The organism is Mesorhizobium sp. B4-1-1, from assembly GCF_006439375.1.
GTDB lineage: Bacteria > Pseudomonadota > Alphaproteobacteria > Rhizobiales > Rhizobiaceae > Mesorhizobium.
The window spans coordinates 22012-38138 of record NZ_VFTH01000001.1 but is presented as its reverse complement, the minus strand read 5'-3'; the positions used below and the strand labels follow the sequence as shown (position 1 = coordinate 38138).

General features: G+C 63.3%; 21 protein-coding genes. 5 read left to right on the top strand and 16 right to left on the bottom strand.

Annotated features, from left to right (window positions below; translation table 11 throughout):
• Window positions 1–49 precede the first annotated feature (49 nt).
• Window positions 50–754: a TIGR02281 family clan AA aspartic protease gene (locus tag FJW10_RS00190; protein ID WP_140897544.1), complete on the bottom strand. Its 705-nt coding sequence runs from the start codon at window positions 752–754 to the stop codon at window positions 50–52.
• A gap of 10 nt (window positions 755–764) precedes the next feature.
• A complete protein-coding gene (locus FJW10_RS00185) occupies window positions 765–995 on the bottom strand; it encodes a DUF1289 domain-containing protein (RefSeq protein WP_140830006.1) in 231 nt (76 codons plus the stop codon).
• A gap of 165 nt (window positions 996–1160) precedes the next feature.
• Between FJW10_RS00185 and FJW10_RS00180 the strand changes: the two genes are divergently transcribed.
• Window positions 1161–2156, top strand: coding sequence for a nicotinate-nucleotide--dimethylbenzimidazole phosphoribosyltransferase (locus tag FJW10_RS00180; RefSeq protein ID WP_140897542.1), 996 nt, complete (start codon window positions 1161–1163; stop codon window positions 2154–2156).
• A gap of 16 nt (window positions 2157–2172) precedes the next feature.
• On the opposite strand, the gene FJW10_RS00175 is transcribed toward FJW10_RS00180, so the two are convergent.
• A complete protein-coding gene (locus FJW10_RS00175) occupies window positions 2173–3696 on the bottom strand; it encodes an ATP-binding protein (RefSeq protein WP_140830002.1) in 1524 nt (507 codons plus the stop codon).
• A 76-nt stretch (window positions 3697–3772) separates the two neighbouring features.
• On the opposite strand from FJW10_RS00175, the gene FJW10_RS00170 reads away from it, so the two are divergent.
• The 4 genes from FJW10_RS00170 (at window position 3773) to FJW10_RS00155 (ending at window position 6297) form a co-directional block, all read left to right on the top strand.
• Complete coding sequence (locus tag FJW10_RS00170) at window positions 3773–4396, top strand: thermonuclease family protein (RefSeq protein WP_140897540.1); 624 nt, start codon at window positions 3773–3775, stop codon at window positions 4394–4396.
• A 44-nt stretch (window positions 4397–4440) separates the two neighbouring features.
• A complete protein-coding gene (locus tag FJW10_RS00165) occupies window positions 4441–5052 on the top strand; it encodes a glutathione S-transferase (RefSeq protein ID WP_140897538.1) in 612 nt (203 codons plus the stop codon).
• A gap of 10 nt (window positions 5053–5062) precedes the next feature.
• Window positions 5063–5698 carry a uracil-DNA glycosylase family protein gene (locus FJW10_RS00160; protein ID WP_140897536.1) on the top strand — a complete coding sequence of 212 codons (636 nt, stop codon included), beginning with the start codon at window positions 5063–5065 and terminating at the stop codon, window positions 5696–5698.
• 107 nt (window positions 5699–5805) lie between these two features.
• On the top strand, window positions 5806–6297 hold the full coding sequence (locus FJW10_RS00155) for an Lrp/AsnC family transcriptional regulator (protein ID WP_140642616.1): 492 nt from the start codon (window positions 5806–5808) through the stop codon (window positions 6295–6297).
• Window positions 6298–6340: 43 nt separating this feature from the next.
• Here FJW10_RS00155 and FJW10_RS00150 read toward each other — a convergent pair whose 3' ends face one another.
• The 13 genes from FJW10_RS00150 to moaA form a co-directional block, all read right to left on the bottom strand.
• Entirely contained in the window at window positions 6341–6913 is a 573-nt protein-coding gene (locus FJW10_RS00150; RefSeq protein ID WP_140856749.1) for a DUF3299 domain-containing protein, read from the bottom strand.
• 62 nt (window positions 6914–6975) lie between these two features.
• A complete protein-coding gene (locus tag FJW10_RS00145; protein ID WP_140897534.1) occupies window positions 6976–7554 on the bottom strand; it encodes a GNAT family N-acetyltransferase in 579 nt (192 codons plus the stop codon).
• Window positions 7514–8218: a DNA alkylation repair protein gene (locus tag FJW10_RS00140; RefSeq protein ID WP_140897532.1), complete on the bottom strand. Its 705-nt coding sequence runs from the start codon at window positions 8216–8218 to the stop codon at window positions 7514–7516. Before FJW10_RS00140 ends, FJW10_RS00145 begins: the two co-directional genes overlap by 41 nt.
• An 8-nt stretch (window positions 8219–8226) precedes the next feature.
• Entirely contained in the window at window positions 8227–9096 is an 870-nt protein-coding gene (locus FJW10_RS00135) for an NAD(P)-dependent oxidoreductase (RefSeq protein WP_140829989.1), read from the bottom strand.
• A gap of 109 nt (window positions 9097–9205) precedes the next feature.
• A complete protein-coding gene (locus FJW10_RS00130) occupies window positions 9206–10030 on the bottom strand; it encodes an ABC transporter permease (protein ID WP_140897530.1) in 825 nt (274 codons plus the stop codon).
• On the bottom strand, window positions 10027–10743 hold the full coding sequence (locus FJW10_RS00125; protein ID WP_140709908.1) for an ABC transporter permease: 717 nt from the start codon (window positions 10741–10743) through the stop codon (window positions 10027–10029). The genes FJW10_RS00130 and FJW10_RS00125 overlap by 4 nt, the downstream gene beginning before the upstream one ends.
• A gap of 78 nt (window positions 10744–10821) precedes the next feature.
• A complete protein-coding gene (locus FJW10_RS00120) occupies window positions 10822–11607 on the bottom strand; it encodes an ABC transporter substrate-binding protein (RefSeq protein WP_140897528.1) in 786 nt (261 codons plus the stop codon).
• A gap of 151 nt (window positions 11608–11758) precedes the next feature.
• A complete protein-coding gene (gene mobB, locus FJW10_RS00115; RefSeq protein WP_140897526.1) occupies window positions 11759–12274 on the bottom strand; it encodes a molybdopterin-guanine dinucleotide biosynthesis protein B in 516 nt (171 codons plus the stop codon).
• The gene (gene mobA / locus FJW10_RS00110) at window positions 12271–12903 is read right to left on the bottom strand and encodes a molybdenum cofactor guanylyltransferase MobA (RefSeq protein WP_140897524.1); all 633 of its coding nucleotides are present in this window, start codon (window positions 12901–12903) and stop codon (window positions 12271–12273) included. Before mobA ends, mobB begins: the two co-directional genes overlap by 4 nt.
• 4 nt (window positions 12904–12907) lie before the next feature.
• Window positions 12908–13828, bottom strand: a complete 921-nt coding sequence (locus FJW10_RS00105; protein ID WP_140829980.1) for a DMT family transporter — start codon at window positions 13826–13828, stop codon at window positions 12908–12910.
• A 124-nt stretch (window positions 13829–13952) separates the two neighbouring features.
• On the bottom strand, window positions 13953–14309 hold the full coding sequence (locus tag FJW10_RS00100; RefSeq protein WP_140897523.1) for a hypothetical protein: 357 nt from the start codon (window positions 14307–14309) through the stop codon (window positions 13953–13955).
• Between the two features lie 113 nt (window positions 14310–14422).
• A complete protein-coding gene (locus FJW10_RS00095; protein WP_140897521.1) occupies window positions 14423–14917 on the bottom strand; it encodes a hypothetical protein in 495 nt (164 codons plus the stop codon).
• Window positions 14918–14972: 55 nt separating this feature from the next.
• Window positions 14973–15968, bottom strand: coding sequence for a GTP 3',8-cyclase MoaA (moaA, locus tag FJW10_RS00090; protein WP_140897518.1), 996 nt, complete (start codon window positions 15966–15968; stop codon window positions 14973–14975).
• Window positions 15969–16127: the final 159 nt, after the last annotated feature.

Here is a 16127-nt window from a genome sequence, read left to right as displayed (position 1 = left end):
TATGCATGTCGTGGTCCCAGAACCGCTACGCACTTCTGGGCGACATGAATTAGTCCCGCAGGATCATGCGGCCGCCGCGCACGTCGAAACCCGACAATGAGCCGATGAAGTTCATGCCGAGCAGGCTTTGATCCAGCATGCCGGGCGCGGCGACCATCACCGACATGTCCTTGCGCACGATGCCGCCGATCGCCACCTGGTCGGTCCTGACGGTCGCCGCGCGCGCCATGCCGTTGGCGGTCGAGACGTCCACGCTGTAGCTGAGCGCCGCTGGGTTGAAACCCGCGGCCTGAGCATCTTCGGACGTCAGCACCGTGCTGGTCGCGCCGGTGTCGACCACCGCCCGCACCGGCGTGCCGTTGACCAGGATGCGGGCTTCGAAATGGCCGTTGTCGGCCTTGTCGAGCGTGACGGTCGGGCGGCCATTCTCCACGCCTAAAGCCAACGGGCTGCCCGGGACAAGGCCGGCGGTGACGCGACTCGCGACGTCCTGCAGTTCGTAGCGATACTGATAGCCGGCGATCAGCACGAGGATCAGTGCGGCCCAGACACCGATATTGCGCGCCATGTCGCCCACCGGCCGGCCGGAGCGGAGCAGGCTCGCCCCGATCACCATCACCAGCACGCCGACCCAGATCAGCCGGCCGAAATCGTTGTTGGCCATGCCGAAGGTGTGGCCGGCCGAATTGTTGAGCATCAGCAGCACGACCCCGGCGCCGATCACCGCCATGACGATCCAGAACAGCCGGTTCATCGGTTTCTTCTCACAAAACGCCGCGCTCGCGCGCCATGCGGCTACGCCGGGTTTCACGACGCGGCCGCCGCTCGACCGTTTCGAGACGCGCCGGCAATTCGGACATCACCGTCCGGCGCGTTTCGGGTGTCATCGTCAGCCAGCCGGAAATCTCGTCGCGCGTGCGGCCGCAACCGAAACAGAAGCCGGTTTTCATATCGATCGAACAGACCAGGATGCAGGGGGATTCGATAGCGGACATGCTGTTCTCTTGGCTTTATTCCACATGGTGCAACCGCCGGGGCAATGCAAGCCCTTCGCAATACGCCGCAAGGCGACGCGTTCGCGGCATCGTCAGGCGGTTGTGCCGGCTGGAGAAGGGGGCTATGCCGCTTGCGATTTCCGCAACGGATCGCGACCGACATAAATGACCGCAACGCCTTTCGACGATTTCCGAAGCCTCCTGGCAGGGTTGCCGCCTGCCGATGACGCGGCGGCGGCCCGTGTCCGCGCGCTGTTTGCCAAAGCGGAAAAGCCGAAGGAATCGCTCGGCCGCATCGAGGACATCGCGGCCTGGATTGCCGCCTGGAGCGGACGCGCGCCACCGGCGATCAACCGGCCGCTGATGGCGATCTTCGCCGGCAATCACGGCGCCGTCAGGCACGGCATTTCGCCGCGTCCGGTGTCGGCGACAGCCAATGAGGTCGAACTCTGCGCCGCCGGCGGCGCCGCGATCAACCAGGTCTGCGTCGCCAACGATCTCGGCCTGAAAGTCTTCGACCTCGCCTTGGACATTCCCACGGGCGACGTCACCGAGGAAGCCGCGCTCGACGAACGCGGCTGCGCCGCGACCATGGCCTTCGGCATGGAGGCGGTGGCGGGCGGCGCCGATCTTCTGTGCCTGGGCGATCTCGGAGTCGGCAATTCGACGATCGCCGCCGCTCTTTGCGCAGCGCTGTTCGGCGGCAACGGGGCCGATTGGGTCGGGCCGGGGTCGGGCGCAGACGCTGCGATGACCACGCGCAAGGCTGAGGTCGTCGATCGGGCGCTGGCATTCCACGGTCTGGGTCTGGGCGATCCGCTTGAGGCCTTGCGCAGGGTCGGCGGGCGCGAGTTCGCCGCGATCTGCGGCGCCATTCTGGCGGCGCGCATGGAGAAGATTCCTGTCCTGCTCGACGGGTTCGCGGCGACCGCGGCGGCCGCTGCCCTTTATGCGGCCAATCCTGGCGCGCTCGATCACTGCCTGCTTGCCAGCCTGTCGCCGGAGCCCGGCCACGCCAAGGCGGCCGAACGGCTCGGACTGCGGCCGCTGCTCGATTTCGGCATCAGCCATGGCGAAGGGGTAGGGGCCGCTCTCGCCGCCGGAATCGTCAAGGCCGCGGCGTTGACCAGTTCCGGCATGGCGATGGCTGTCCGGCTTTAGAGCCACAGGGGTTGCCTCAGCGGCGCCCCCGAGCCGCAACGGTCTTGGTCGGCAAAGCCGGCAATTCTTCCATCACCCGGCTCAACGGGAAAATAGCGATCGCCTCGGTGCCCTCGCGCAGCTTGGAATGCAGCTCGAACTCGCCGCCATGCATGGCGAGCAGGCCCTGCACGATCGGCAGGCCGAGGCCGGTTCCCTGTTCGGCGCTCTTGATGGCGATGGAGCCCTGGCCGAAAGCGGAAAGCACTATCGGGATTTCCTCCTCCGGTATGCCCGGTCCGTTGTCCCTGACCGAGATGTATTGGCCGCCGCCGGCGGTCCAGCCGACGCGTACGCGCACTTCGCCGCCGGACGGAGTGAACTTGATCGAATTGGACAGGAGGTTGAGCGTGATCTGCCTGACTGCGCGCTCATCGGCGAAGAGCCGCGGCAAGGTCTCCTCGAATTCCTGGATGACGCGGATGTCCTTGTTGCGGGCGCGCAGCTCCATCATGTGGCAGCAATCCTCGACGATCGTCAGCAGCACCACCGGCTCCTCGTTGAGCTGGTAGCGGCCGGCCTCGATGCGCGACAAATCGAGGATCTCGTTGATCAGGTCGAGCAGGTGCTGTCCGGACTCGTGCACGTCATGGGCATAGTCGCGGTAGGTCGGATTGTTCATCGGCCCCAGCACTTCATTGGCCATCACTTCGGAGAAGCCAAGGATGGCGTTGAGCGGCGTTCTGAGTTCGTGGCTCATGGAGGCGAGAAACCGCGATTTCGCCAGATTGGCGTCCTCGGCGCGCCGCCTTGCCTCGTCCGACATCGATTTCGCCGTTTCCACCTCGGCGATCAGCGCGTCCTTCTCCGAGCGGAAGGACAACACCATCAACGAGGCTTGGTTGAGGTGTCGCGCGATATAGCCGAAGAAGGGGAGCGCGGCGATGAGCAAGGCCGCCATCGTGGCTTCGATCGGCGTCCAAAGGCGCATGACGGTGTAGACATAAACGGCAACGGGAATGGCGAAGGTCGCGAACAGGGCGCCGCCAAGCGAGGAGGCCATCACGGCGGTCGTCGCCATGGCGATCAGCAGCACCATGGCCTTGGCTACATGGAACTGGTCGATCTGGCAGGTGGCGCAGCCGAACCAGGCGAACCACGCCCAGCCAAGCCCGCAGAGGAAATGGCCGATCAGGAAGTCGCGACGCGTCTGCACCGGGTCGAGTTCGGCCGCCTCGGTCCGCTCCACGCGACGCGCCATGAAAGCGACGATCGTGTAGCAAAGCAGCGTCGACAGGGCCCAGATTGCGATCTGGCTGTCCAGGCCGGCCAGCCGACCGACGGCCGCTACGGCGAGCACGAGCAACGGGATCGCCGCCGCGCCGACCACCATGGCGCGCGCATGCAGTTTCAGCAGTTCACGGTCGAAGTCGAGGCTGCCCGCCTGCTGCGAAAGGCGGTCGCGCGTCTTGCGCACCGCGCGCGCCACATCGCTGTTGCGGTGCGGTTTACGGCGGTCCACAATAAATTTATCCGCTGTGTTCGAGCGTTGCAAAGGCATACAGACTTCAATTTCTGCGCGCAGCGACTGTCAGTTCGTTAAGCTACGTTCGAATGATTAAGAGACTGTTTGCCATATGAGCCGTTTCGTGCCGCGAGAACCGCGCCGACGCTACGCGGCCAGCTCGCCGCGAAGTCTCTGGCGCAAGCTGCTGGACTATGGGCTGGCCTTCCTCTTGCTCGGGTTGCTTATCCTGGTGGCGGCGCGCCTCGACCGGTTCGAGACACGCAAGGAGCAAGGCACGGCGATCGTCAATGACGGCGATTCGATCACGCTCGGGACCGAGCGCATTCGCATGCGCGGCATCGACGCTCCGGAGTATCAGCAGACCTGCCAGAAGGCCGGCGCCGACTATCCCTGCGGCAAGCTGGCGCGGCAATCGCTGGTACGGCTGATCTCCGGCAGGCCGGTTTCCTGCAGCGGCTGGCAGCGCGACCGTTACGGCCGGCTGCTCGGCGACTGCAGGGCAGGTGACACCGACCTGAACCGGAGCCAGGTGCAGGCCGGATGGGCGGTTGCCTTCGGCGACTTCGAGACCGAGGAAGCGGTGGCGAGAGCGGCCAAGGCCGGCATCTGGGCTGGCACCTTCGAGGGGCCGCGGCAGTGGCGCGACGGCCATCGCGATGCGCCGGTCGAGAGAAAGCACGGCGTGCTCGTCTCGTTCGGCGACGCGTTGCGCGAATTTGTTCGCTTCTGGTGATGGGCGAAGCCGCCTATGATCCGGTGGAGAAGCTGGAGGATGGAATGAAGTTGTTCGATGGCGGCCGCGCGCCCAACCCCCGGCGCGTGCGCGTCTTCCTTGCCGAGAAGGGGCTGACGGTCCCGCTGGTGCCCGTCGACATGGGCGCGCTGGAGCATCGCGGCGAGCAGGTGGCTCAGCGCAATCCGCTGCGGCGCCTGCCTGTGCTCGAGCTCGACGACGGCACCATCATCACGGAATCGATCGCCATTTGCCGCTATTTCGAGGAATTGCACCCCGAGCCCGCGCTGTTCGGCACGGGCGCGCTCGGCAAGGCCATGGTGGAGATGTGGCAAAGGCGCATGGAACTGAACCTGATGGCCAGCGTCGCCGCCGCGTTCCGGCACATCCATCCTGCGATGAAGGAGTGGGAAGTGCCGCAAATCCCGGAATGGGGCGAGGCCAACAAACCGAAAGCGATCGAATTCCTGCATTTCCTCGACCACGAACTGGCGGAGCGCGAATTCGCCGCCGGCGATGACTATTCGGTCGCCGACATCACCGGCATGATCGCCATCGATTTCATGAAGCCGGCCCGCATCAGGGTGCCGGAGGAGTGTACGAACGTGCTTCGCTGGTACGCGGCGCTTACAAGCCGGCCGAGCGCAGCGGCCTGAGCGACAACAATTGGATAGTCAGCCTGATAGGAGAGAAGCGCTGGAGCGCCTCACCGCCAGGGTGCGGACCTGCCGCATCTGCGTCGAGGAGCCGCGTGGGCGGCTGCTGCCGCACGAGCCGCAGCCGGTGCTGCAGCCCTCCTCCACCGCGCGGGTCCTGCTTGCCGGCCAGGCGCCGGGCACAAAAGTGCATTTGTCGGGCGTGCCGTTCACCGACGCCTCCGGAGACCGGCTGAGAAGCTGGCTCGGTGTGAGCAGCGATGAGTTCTACGACACCGAAAAATTCGCCATCGTTCCGATGGGCTTTTGTTTTCCCGGACAGGACGCCAAGGGCAGCGACTTGCCGCCGCGCCGCGAATGCGCGCCAGCCTGGCGCGCTCAATTGATGGCGCTGATGCCGCAGATCGACCTGGTTCTGACCATCGGCGGCTATGCGCAGGCCTGGCATATGGGCACGACACGCCTGCCGTCGCTGACCGAGACAGTCAGGAACTGGCGCGCCATATGGGATGGACCGACCGTCCCGAAAGTGCTGCCGCTGCCGCATCCATCCTGGCGAAACACCGGCTGGCTGAAGAAGAATCCCTGGTTTGAAATGGATTTGCTGCCCTTCCTGAGGTCGGAAATCCGCTATCGCATCGATTAGGCAGCCCGCAAGAAATCACTCGCTTTTGCCGCCGTTGGCAGAATTTCTTTCTTGTGAAAGGCCTGGATAAAAGGGATTATAGCCAAACTATTCCCCTGGAGCTTCCCATGGATCGCCTCGACAGAAAAATTCTCCGCCTCCTGCAGGAGGACGCGACGCTCGCGGTCGCCGATGTCGCCAAGAAAGTCGGCCTGTCGACCACGCCGTGCTGGCGGCGCATCCAGAAGCTCGAGGAGGAGGGCGTCATCCAGCGGCGCGTTGCCATTCTCGACCATGTGAAGGTCAATGTGCGCGTCACCGTCTTCGTGTCGATCCGCACCAATTCGCACAGCCATGAATGGCTGCGGCGCTTCTCCGAGGTCATCCAGGAATTCCCGGAAGTGGTCGAGTTCTATCGCATGAGCGGCGATGTCGATTACCTGCTGCGCGTGGTGGTTCCGGATATTGCCGCCTATGACGCTTTCTACAAGCGGTTGATTGCCAAGATCGAGATCCGCGACGTCTCCTCGTCCTTCGCCATGGAGCAGATCAAATACACGACCGAAATCCCGCTCGACTACATGGTTCTGGACAAGGAATCGGGCGCGAACGCCGCGTGATAGGGTTGCTCGCCGATTCCCGCACTTGAGTGGCGCGGCGAGCTTAGTTCTTCTTTTTGTTGAGGAAATTCCACGGCGAGTTGACCGGCAGCGTGACCGTGTCCGGCACGCTGTCGACGCTTTCTACCTCGGCCCTGCGCACCGTGTAGCCCGACTGGACGATCGAGACGCCGTCGAGGATGAAGAGCTGGCTCTTCTCCATGCCGGGTTTCAGCACGCCGGTGACGGCGACCGGCTCGTAGGTCTCTTTCATCTTATAGGGATGCGCCGGCGTCACCAGCACGATCTGGTTCGGCGGTGGCGTCGGCATGTGGCTGCAGGCGCCGGTCCACGGCACCAGCAGGAGCTGATAGACGAGGTCGCCATCGCGATCGACCGGCAATGCATAGCCGGCTAATTGTATCGTCTTGTCCTGCAGATTGAGCGACAAGGTCTCACCGTGGTCTGGCAGTTTCGCGGCTATCATCGGCAGGTTCGCGTCCTCGGCAACGGCTTGCGTGGCTGGGCGCAGGTCCTTCCACAGGATATGCGCGACATCGGCCGCGGCATCGGCTCCCGAGGCAGCGAAGAGCAGCACGGCCGCCAACATCGCGCACGATCTGAAACGCTTGTTCATGGTGCTCCATCCTCCGCCCGTCCATTGGCGGAATCGAGTAAAAGCGTCGTGACCGGTCGGGCTCAACGGCTCAGTTGCATCACATGCCGGCGCGTGCCGGCGGTGCCGATTTCATGGAAGCCTCGCGCGACGAACATGTCGTGAAAGCCCATGAAGCGATAGCTGGGCGCTGCCTTGTCGACGGGATAGGCCTCGATGATACGTGCGCCTTTGCGGAAGGCATGGTCGATCGCCGCATCGAGCAGGGCGGAAGCCAGCCCGTCGCCGCGCAAAGCCCTCGGCACATAGAAGCAGACGATCGACCATATGCCTGTTTCGGTGTCGTCCTGCTGCTTCGAAAGTTTCCGGTAGGTCTCGCGCGGCGCGACCGAGCACCAGCCGACTGGTCTGCCGTCCAACTCGGCGACGATGCCGACCGGGGTGCCGGCATCGATGAGCGCCATCATCATGCGCTTCTTATCATCGTTCTTACCGTGCTCGTGGCTGGAATGGCGCCAGGTCATGCACCAGCAATATTTCGGCGCGCCCGGCTGCTCGAACAGGTTCTCGAAGCCGGCGCGTGTCTCCGGCGTCACCTCGACGAAGCGAATCCTGGCAAGGTCAGGTCTTTGCGGCTGTGAGCCTTTCGATCTGTCTGGCATCGGTCAGTTCCTTCACCGCATCCTTGCCGATCCAGCGCGCCGTCTTGTCCGACGATGCCGCCAGTTTTTCCGCCAGCGCAAGGGCAGGGGCGTGCAGGCTTATCGACCGCTTGCCGATCTGCCGCAGCGCCCAATTGACCGCCTTGCGGACGAAATTGCGTGGATCGCCGGCATGTTTCTCGATCAGCGGCAGATAGGCAAGGAAGGTCGCGTCCGGCTCTTTCTTGAGATGCACCGCGCTCCAGGCCAGCATGGCGAAGGCGGTGCGGCGGACGAATTCGCGTTCGTCTTCGGCGAACTCATCGATCAGTTCGCGCCAGAATGGCGTTTCAGCGAACAGGTCGGCGACGGTGTCGACGATCTCCCAGCTGTCGAAATCCGCCGCCCAGCGCCGGCATTGATCGATGCCGACCTTCTTCGGCTCGCCGGTGAAGGCCGCCATCAGCCGCGCTTCGCGGACACCGCTGTCCCACAGCAGAAGCGATCGCTCGTGGTTCTTCTTCAGTTTGCGCGCCAGCGGCCGCAATTCGGAATTGCCGACGCCGAGCGCACTCGTGGTGTTGATGCCGAAGCGCGCCATGCCCGCCCGGTTCGCCTCGGTGCCGATCGCGCGCAAATGAGCGACGATGTCGTCGGCGCTCCAGCTCGGATCGGGCAGGGGCATTGCGTTGCCTATTTTTCGAGGCGTGCAAGCAGCGAGGACGTGTCCCAGCGCTTGCCGCCCATGTCCTGCACATCCTTGTAGAACTGGTCGACAAGCGCCGTCACCGGCAGCTTGGCGCCGTTGCGGTTGGCCTCTGCCAGGCAGATGCCGAGGTCCTTGCGCATCCAGTCGACGGCGAAGCCGAAATCATATTTGCCGGCATTCATCGTCTTGTGGCGGTTCTCCATCTGCCAGGAGCCGGCCGCTCCCTTGGAGATCACCTCGATCACCTTCTCGATGTCGAGCCCCGCCTTCTTGCCGAAATGGATGCCTTCGGCCAGCCCCTGGACAAGGCCGGCAATGGCGATCTGGTTGATCATTTTCGTCAGCTGGCCGGCACCCGCCGATCCCATCAGGCCGACCATGCGGGCGTAGGCGTCGATGACGGGCCTCGCCTTGTCGAAGGCAGCCTCATCGCCGCCGACCATGACGGTCAGCACGCCGTTCTCGGCGCCAGCCTGGCCGCCGGACACCGGCGCGTCGAGGAAGGAGAAACCCGCCTTGCGCGCGGCTTCGTCAAGCTCACGCGCGACCTCGGCCGAGGCAGTGGTGTTGTCGATGAAGATGGCGCCTTTCTTCATCGCGGCGAAGGCGCCGTTCGCACCTGTGGTGACCGAACGCAGATCATCGTCATTGCCGACGCAGGAGAAGACGAAGTCCTTGCCTTCGGCCGCCTCGGCCGGCGTCAGCGCCAGTTTGCCGCCATGCTGGGCCACCCACTGCTCGGCCTTTGCCTTGGTGCGGTTGTAGACGGTGACGTCATGGCCGCCTTTGTTCGTGAGGTGCCCGGCCATCGGATAGCCCATGACGCCAAGACCGAGAAATGCCACCGATGCCATAAGCCACCTTTCGCAAACGAATTTCAGTTGCGGAAGCTCTAGGCCCTGCGGCGGATTCGTCAAGGCGCGGGTGGCCGCATCGACTGGCCCAGGCCTACGCGATTTCGGCCTAGCGGTGCAGGTGGACGGTGATGCGCCGCTCGATCCATTCGACGCCGTGGCGCAGGATCTCGACCATCGCCAGATAGACGATCGCCACCCAGATATAGGCCTGGATGTCGAAGGATTTTGCGTAGGCGAGCTTGGCGTTGCCCATCAGGTCGTAGACCGTGATGATGGCGACGATTGCCGAAGCCTTGATCATCAGGATGAGTTCGTTGCCGTAGGGTCTCAGCGCGACGATGATCGCCTGGGGCAGGACCACTTTGCGCAGCGTTTGCAATTTGTGGAGGCCGAGCGAAGCCGCACCCTCCCATTGGCCGCGCGGTACGCTTTCTATGGCGCCACGCAGGATTTCGGCCTGATAGGCGGCGGTGTTGAGCGAGAAGGCAAAGACGCCGCAATAGAAAGCTTCGCGGAAGAACCACCACAGCCCGACCGTCTCAAGCTCCGGCCGGAACGAGCCGACGCCGTAATAGACCAGGTAGGTCTGCACGAGCAGCGGCGTGCCGCGGAAGAAGTAGACATAGCAATAGGCAAGCCCGGACAGGATCCTGTTCTTCGACATGCGGCCATAGGCGACGGGAAGCGACAGGATTGCGCCAAGGACCATCGAGATGGCGACCAGCGACAGCGTGGTGCCCAGGCCCTGCAGATAGGCTGGCGCGTATCTGGCGAAGAACGCGGCATTCCATGCGTAGACCAGATAGGCAACGATGCCGACGCCGAACAGAATCCAGATGCCGACCAGCGCGGAGCCAAGGATGCGGGCTCGCGACCAGCCTCGCGCTTGCGGGGGCGGCCTGTCGATCGCAACGGCCTGGCTGACGCTCATCGCGCCTCCCTCCGTCCGAGGTGGCGCAGGATGTAGCTCGTGGCGATCGACGACAGGACGGCCAGCGCCAGGAAGATCAACGCCGCAACGCTGTAGAACAGGAAGGAATGTTTGGTGACCCGCGCCGCAACGCCGGATTGGCGCAAGGTTTCGGCCAGATTGACCACCGAGACCAGCGAGGTGTCCTTGAGCAGGCTCAGCCAGCAATTCTCGAGGCCCGGAAAAGCGATGCGTATCAGCTGCGGCAGGACGATGAGCCGCATCGTCTGCCATTTCGACAGGCCAATGGCGTAACCGCCCTCATACTGGCCTTTCGGAATGGCACGAAACGCGGAGAGAAAGACCTCGCTGGCGTAGGAGGAGAAGATCAGCGACAGCACGATCATGCCGGCGATGAAGCTGTTGACGTCGATCGTCGCGTCGGGATTGAACAGCCGCACGACATATTGCAGGAGAAGCGGCATGCCGAAGAAGAACAGGAACAGCGTCACCAGTTCGGGCAGACCGCGAAAGACGGTGGTGTAGATGTTGCCGGCCAGGCGCAGCGACGGCTCTTCATGCTGCTTGGCGAAGGCGACGAAAAAGCCGATCACCAGGCCAATCGGCAGAGTGGCAAGCGCCAGCGCAATGGTGACCAGAACGCCAGACGCAATGTCGTCACTCCAGCCATCCGGTCCCCAGCTGAGAAGTGTCCAAATGCTTTGGGCCGGCATTGACGGGTCGTGTCTCCGTGGCGATCCCGGAAGGATTTAAGGGCGGCAAGGAATGCCTCACCGCCCTTGGCTTGTCGATCAGGATTCGGCGCCGTAGACGTCGAACTTGAAGTACTTGTCGTTGATTTCCTTGTACTTTCCGTTCTTGCGGATGGCGTCGATCGCGGCATTCAGCTTGTTGACCAGATCGGTCTCGCCCTTGCGCACGGCGATGCCGGCGCCCGGTCCGAAGATATCGACCGGCTGCGGCGAAGGCTGACCGAGGATCTTGCAGCAGGCGCCGTCTGGCGAATCCAGCCACTGCTGCAACACGACGATGTCGTCCTCGATGGCGTCGAGACGGCCATTGGCGAGGTCTGCCTGTTCCTCGGGGCTGCTCGGGTAGCCCTTGATGGTGCTGTCGGTGTAGGTCTTCGAAGCATAGTTGTAATGCGTGGTCGTGGTGGCGACGCCGATGTTCTTGCCGGCGAGGTCTTCCTTGGTCACGCCCTTGAGCGGCGAATCCTTCGGCACGGCGATGGCCGACGGGGTGTTGTAGTATTTGTGGGTGAAGTCGACCTTCTCGGCGCGCTCGGGCGTGATCGACATCGAGGCGACGATGGCGTCGAACTTGCCGGCCTGGAGCGCCGGGATGATGCCGTCCCAATCCTGCGCGACGAAGGTGCACTTCACCTTCATCTCGTCGCAGAGCGCCTTGGCGATATCGATGTCGAAGCCGACCAACTGGCCGTCCGAGGTCAGGTTGTTGAAGGGCGGATACGCGCCTTCGGTGCCGATCCTCAGGGTCTTTTCCTGAGCCTGGGCGACGCCAAGTGCCAGCAGCGCGGCCGAAGCGGCAAGCGCGATACGCAGTGCAATACGCATGATAATCCTCTCATATTGTCATGGCCGCTGTCCCGTGCGGCTCTTGTGGGCGGAGCTTCTTTACCGCCCGCTGAGGCGGATACTCCCACTCTTTCCAAGAAAAAAGCAACTGCAAATCAACGCCAAACGACAATCAGAATGTGCCGCTGCGTTACTTGGTTTGAGCCACGAGACCTGTGCTGCGCTCGACAAAGTCGGCTATCGATTTCGTGTCATCGAGATCGAAAACCGGCAACGTTTCGGCTTCGACTGTAAAGTCGGCGGCAATGGCGACAATGTTGGGATCGTTGGCCGAAAGCGGTGTCCGGTCCCTGGCCTCGAGCCGCCTTGCCTCGATCTTCTTATGCGCTTGGCGCTTATAGCCTTCGACCAGCACGATATCCGAGGGCGCCAGGCGCGCCAGGATGTCGTCCAGCGTCGGTTCGTTCTCTCCGCGCAATTCGTGCATCAGCGCCCAGCGCCGGCCGGAGACGATCGCGACCTCGGTGGCGCCCGCCTGCCGATGGCGGAAGCTGTCGGCGCCCGGCTTGTCGATGTCAAAGTCATGGTGGGCGTGCTTCACCGTCGAAACCGTCCAGCCGCGCGCCACCAGTTCGGTGACCAGCTTTTCCGTCAGGGTCGTCTTGCCGGAGTTCTTCCAGCCGGTGATGCCGAATACGCGTCTCATGGCCCGAGGCTTTGCAACAGACGCTCCGCCGCCGCAAGGTCGTCCGGTGTATTGACGTTGAAGAATGGATCGATCTTCTGGTTGCCGACCTCGATCATGGGGAATTCGACCGCGACATAGCCTTGGCGCTCCATGAAGGCCGAAACCCGCCGGTTGTCCTCGTCGACCATGAAATGGCGCAAGGCGTCGCGCAGGCCGAGCGGCCAAAGCGCGAAGGTCGGGTGCCGTCTGCCGCCCGAACTGGCGACGGCGATCGCGCCAGGCCGGTCGTGAACTGCCGCGACCAGGCGCTCGACGAGGTCGTCGGGGAAGAACGGCGTGTCGCCGGCGGCACTCATCAGCCATCGACAGCTCGTTTGCGTGGTCGCCCATTCGAGGCCGGTGAGAATGCCAGCCAGCGGCCCGGCATGGCCCGGCACCGTATCCTCCAGCACCGGCAGGTCCAGGGCGGCAAACCGCGCCGGATCGCCGTTCGCATTGAGCCCCAGGGTCGCGACCTGCGACTTCAATCGGCGGGCGACATGATCGATCAGTCTGTCATCGCCAAGCGAAAGCAACGGCTTGTCGCCGCCGCCCATCCGACGCGACTGGCCTCCCGCCAGAATGATCCCCGCAACATGTCGGTCCATCGGACTATATGCCGTCCGGCGCCATGTCGGGTCCAGCGCTTTCGGCGGCAGGTTGCCGCCTGCCGACGACGCGCTCGCGGTAGAGCGCATAAAGGCCGGAGCCGATGATGATGACTGCGCCGACGATCATGGGCAGGTCTGGGACGTCGCCGAAGATGACGAGGCCGAGCAGGATCGACCAGAGCAGGGCGGTGTAGCGGTAGGGTGCGATGAAGGAGATGTCGCCCGAGCGCATCGCCATGATGATGAACTGATAGCCGATGAGCACCAGCACCGCCGCCAATGCCAACAGAGCTGTCGCCTTGCCGCTCATCGGCGTCCAGCCGCCCATCGGTGACAAAAGCAGCGCACCGAGGACCGTCATGGCAAGCGCGGTCGCCGTCGACACCAGCATGGTCGGGATCGCCTCGGGGATGCGCTTGGTGGAGAGGTCGCGCACGGCGCAGCAGGCGACGCTGGCCAATGCCACCAGCGAATAGACGCTGAATCCTTCGAAACCCGGCCGCACGATGATGAGCACGCCGACGAACCCGGCGGCAATGGCGGTCCAACGTCGCCAGCCGACACTTTCGCCGAAGACCAATGCCGCGCCCATGGTGACCGCCAGCGGCAGAGCCTGCATGACGGCCGAGACATTGCCGATCGGCAGATGCGCAAGCGCGATGAGGAACGACACGGTGGCGCCCGCTTCGCCGGCGACACGCATGGCCACCATCGGCTGCAACATGGCGGCCGGATTGGCAAGCGCGCCGCGCCGCCAGGCGAGCAGGCCGACGAACACGGATGCGAAGGCGCCGCGCACCAGCATGACCTGCGCCATGTTCATCGATTCGGACGAGAATTTGGTGATCGCGTCGTTCAAGGTGAAGCCGACCATGGCCACGATCATGAACAGCGCGCCGCGCAGATTTGGCGAGAGAGGCAAAGGCGTTTCCGGATTCTATTTTAATCCAGCCGTCTAGCAGGCGGCCGGAAAACAGCAACGGCAAAGAAATGGGCCACGAATTTCTGCGTCGCCCATGAGATCGATTTGCCGAGATTCCGACGACTTACTTCGGCGTCAGAACTTCGGTGCCGTTGCCGTTCTGGCCGGCAATGGTCCACAGCCCGTGCAGGGAGCCGTCCTTCTCGATCTTGTAAACGACGAGACCGATCTCCTTGCCCATCGCATAGCCGGCGGAAAATGCATTGTCGTTACGCATGCAGATGCCGTCCGAGGTCGAGCCGCCGGTTTCCCAGTGGAGCGTGCAGGTCGTGTCGCTGGTCAGCGTGATGGTTGCCTCGCCGCCATATTTCGAGCCGTCGAAATTGGTGCCGGCGATGGTGTAGGTGCCGCCGATCGACTGAGCCGCGGCCGATACGGAAGCAACCCCAAGCATTGCAAGTGAAAGCATGAATGTGCGCATGTGCACTCCCCCTAGAGCGAAAATCGCACCTCGAAGGCTAGGCCGGAAAAGGCCGGCGGTAAATCGGGCGGAAGATGGCGCGAGCGCTTATTTTCAGTGCAGCCAGGCTGGCCTCAGGGGCCGCGCAGGCTGTTGGCAACGGCGCCAACCAGCGGGTCGTATTTAGCCTTGAGCGCGGCGGGATACTCGATCCAGACGGTACGGATGACGTCGTCCTTCCCGAACAGGCGCCGCTCGTAGAAGATCCTGCCGTCCTTGGTGCCGGAAAGCAGCGCCCAGTTCTTGCCGGTCTTGCTGTAGGTGATCTTGTAACCCGGTCCGGTGCTGGCTTTCTCCTGGACGACGAAACCTTGCGGCGTGTCGTTGTCGACGTTGTAGATGCCGGAGCAGGTCAGGCTGGCGCCGTCGGCGCTAAGCCATTGCTGACCATCGCCGTTTTCCGGCTCAGGCATCGGCTTGTCGAAGATTTCGTCGGGAAATGTGCATGACTGGCCGAAACGCGCATTCACGTAGGTGAACGGCTTGGCCGTTGCGGCCGTCGTCATGATTGTCGACAGCGACAAGATAGCCGCCAGTGACGACCAGCCGAAGCGCCGCGGACGTTGCATGATCCCCCCTTCGGTCGATGACCAGAAGAGATCATGCACCAATCAGTGGAAAAAATCAGCCGCCGGTGACGCTCATATGGCGCGATACGGAAGGACGGCTGGTGCGGCGGTCGATGATGAAATCATGGCCCTTGGGCTTGCGGCCGATGGCCTCGTCGATTGCCGCGCCGAGCAGTTCGTTGCCCTCGGAGGCGCGCAGGGGCGCCCTGAGATCGGCGGCGTCCTCCTGGCCGAGGCACATGTAGAGCGTGCCGGTGCAGGTAAGCCGCACGCGGTTGCAGCTTTCGCAGAAATTGTGCGTCATCGGCGTGATGAAGCCGAGCCGGCCGTCGGTCTCGGCGACATGGACATAGCGGGCGGGGCCGCCGGTCTTGAAAGGAATATCGGAAAGCGTGAACTGGCGTTCCAGCGAGGCGCGCAACAGCGACAGCGGCAAATACTGGTCGGTGCGGTCGGCCTCGATCTCGCCCATCGGCATCGTCTCGATGAGAGTGAGGTCCATGCCGCGGCCATGCGCCCAGCACATCAGCTCGGGAATCTCGGCGTCGTTGAAGTCGCGCAGCGCAACCGCGTTGAGCTTGATCTTCAGCCCGGCCTTCTGCGCGGCATCGATGCCCTCCATCACCTTGCCGAGATTGCCCCAGCGCGTGATCTGGTGGAATTTCCCGGCATCGAGCGTATCGAGCGAGACGTTGATGCGCTTGACGCCGCAATCGGCGAGCTCTGCGGCGAAGCGCGAAAGCTGCGAGCCATTGGTGGTCAGCGTCAGCTCTTCCAGGGCGCCGCTCGCAAGATGCCGCGACAGCTGGCGCACCAGATGCATGATGTTCTTGCGCACCAGCGGCTCGCCGCCGGTCAGCCGCAGCTTCTTCACGCCCTTTTCGATGAAAACGGTGCAGAGCCGGTCAAGCTCTTCCAACGACAGCAGATCCTTCTTCGGCAGGAAGGTCATGTCCTCGGCCATGCAATAGGTACAGCGGAAATCGCAGCGGTCGGTGACCGACACGCGCAGATAGCTGATGGTGCGACCGAAGGGGTCGATCATGTCCATTTGCAAGCGTTTCCCATGGCCTGAGCGGCGTCGTTATATATAGCTATGTGATACGATCCAATGCCGCATTCAAGATAGAATGTCTCGATCTTTGGTAACATTCCCCGACCGACATCGCGTGTCGGCTGCTTCCTAATGATCCTTTTCGGATCGCGCGAA

What these genes read in the sequence shown, in the direction of transcription:
- FJW10_RS00190 (WP_140897544.1), bottom strand. Translation starts at nt 754, where the DNA reads ATGAACCGGCTGTTCTGGATCGTCATGGCGGTGATCGGCGCCGGGGTC.
- FJW10_RS00185 (WP_140830006.1), bottom strand. Translation starts at nt 995, where the DNA reads ATGTCCGCTATCGAATCCCCCTGCATCCTGGTCTGTTCGATCGATATG.
- FJW10_RS00180 (WP_140897542.1), top strand. Translation starts at nt 1,161, where the DNA reads ATGACCGCAACGCCTTTCGACGATTTCCGAAGCCTCCTGGCAGGGTTG.
- FJW10_RS00175 (WP_140830002.1), bottom strand. Translation starts at nt 3,696, where the DNA reads ATGCCTTTGCAACGCTCGAACACAGCGGATAAATTTATTGTGGACCGC.
- FJW10_RS00170 (WP_140897540.1), top strand. Translation starts at nt 3,773, where the DNA reads ATGAGCCGTTTCGTGCCGCGAGAACCGCGCCGACGCTACGCGGCCAGC.
- FJW10_RS00165 (WP_140897538.1), top strand. Translation starts at nt 4,441, where the DNA reads ATGAAGTTGTTCGATGGCGGCCGCGCGCCCAACCCCCGGCGCGTGCGC.
- FJW10_RS00155 (WP_140642616.1), top strand. Translation starts at nt 5,806, where the DNA reads ATGGATCGCCTCGACAGAAAAATTCTCCGCCTCCTGCAGGAGGACGCG.
- FJW10_RS00150 (WP_140856749.1), bottom strand. Translation starts at nt 6,913, where the DNA reads ATGAACAAGCGTTTCAGATCGTGCGCGATGTTGGCGGCCGTGCTGCTC.
- FJW10_RS00145 (WP_140897534.1), bottom strand. Translation starts at nt 7,554, where the DNA reads ATGCCAGACAGATCGAAAGGCTCACAGCCGCAAAGACCTGACCTTGCC.
- FJW10_RS00140 (WP_140897532.1), bottom strand. Translation starts at nt 8,218, where the DNA reads ATGCCCCTGCCCGATCCGAGCTGGAGCGCCGACGACATCGTCGCTCAT.
- FJW10_RS00135 (WP_140829989.1), bottom strand. Translation starts at nt 9,096, where the DNA reads ATGGCATCGGTGGCATTTCTCGGTCTTGGCGTCATGGGCTATCCGATG.
- FJW10_RS00130 (WP_140897530.1), bottom strand. Translation starts at nt 10,030, where the DNA reads ATGAGCGTCAGCCAGGCCGTTGCGATCGACAGGCCGCCCCCGCAAGCG.
- FJW10_RS00125 (WP_140709908.1), bottom strand. Translation starts at nt 10,743, where the DNA reads ATGCCGGCCCAAAGCATTTGGACACTTCTCAGCTGGGGACCGGATGGC.
- FJW10_RS00120 (WP_140897528.1), bottom strand. Translation starts at nt 11,607, where the DNA reads ATGCGTATTGCACTGCGTATCGCGCTTGCCGCTTCGGCCGCGCTGCTG.
- mobB (WP_140897526.1), bottom strand. Translation starts at nt 12,274, where the DNA reads ATGAGACGCGTATTCGGCATCACCGGCTGGAAGAACTCCGGCAAGACG.
- mobA (WP_140897524.1), bottom strand. Translation starts at nt 12,903, where the DNA reads ATGGACCGACATGTTGCGGGGATCATTCTGGCGGGAGGCCAGTCGCGT.
- FJW10_RS00100 (WP_140897523.1), bottom strand. Translation starts at nt 14,309, where the DNA reads ATGCGCACATTCATGCTTTCACTTGCAATGCTTGGGGTTGCTTCCGTA.
- FJW10_RS00095 (WP_140897521.1), bottom strand. Translation starts at nt 14,917, where the DNA reads ATGCAACGTCCGCGGCGCTTCGGCTGGTCGTCACTGGCGGCTATCTTG.
- moaA (WP_140897518.1), bottom strand. Translation starts at nt 15,968, where the DNA reads ATGGACATGATCGACCCCTTCGGTCGCACCATCAGCTATCTGCGCGTG.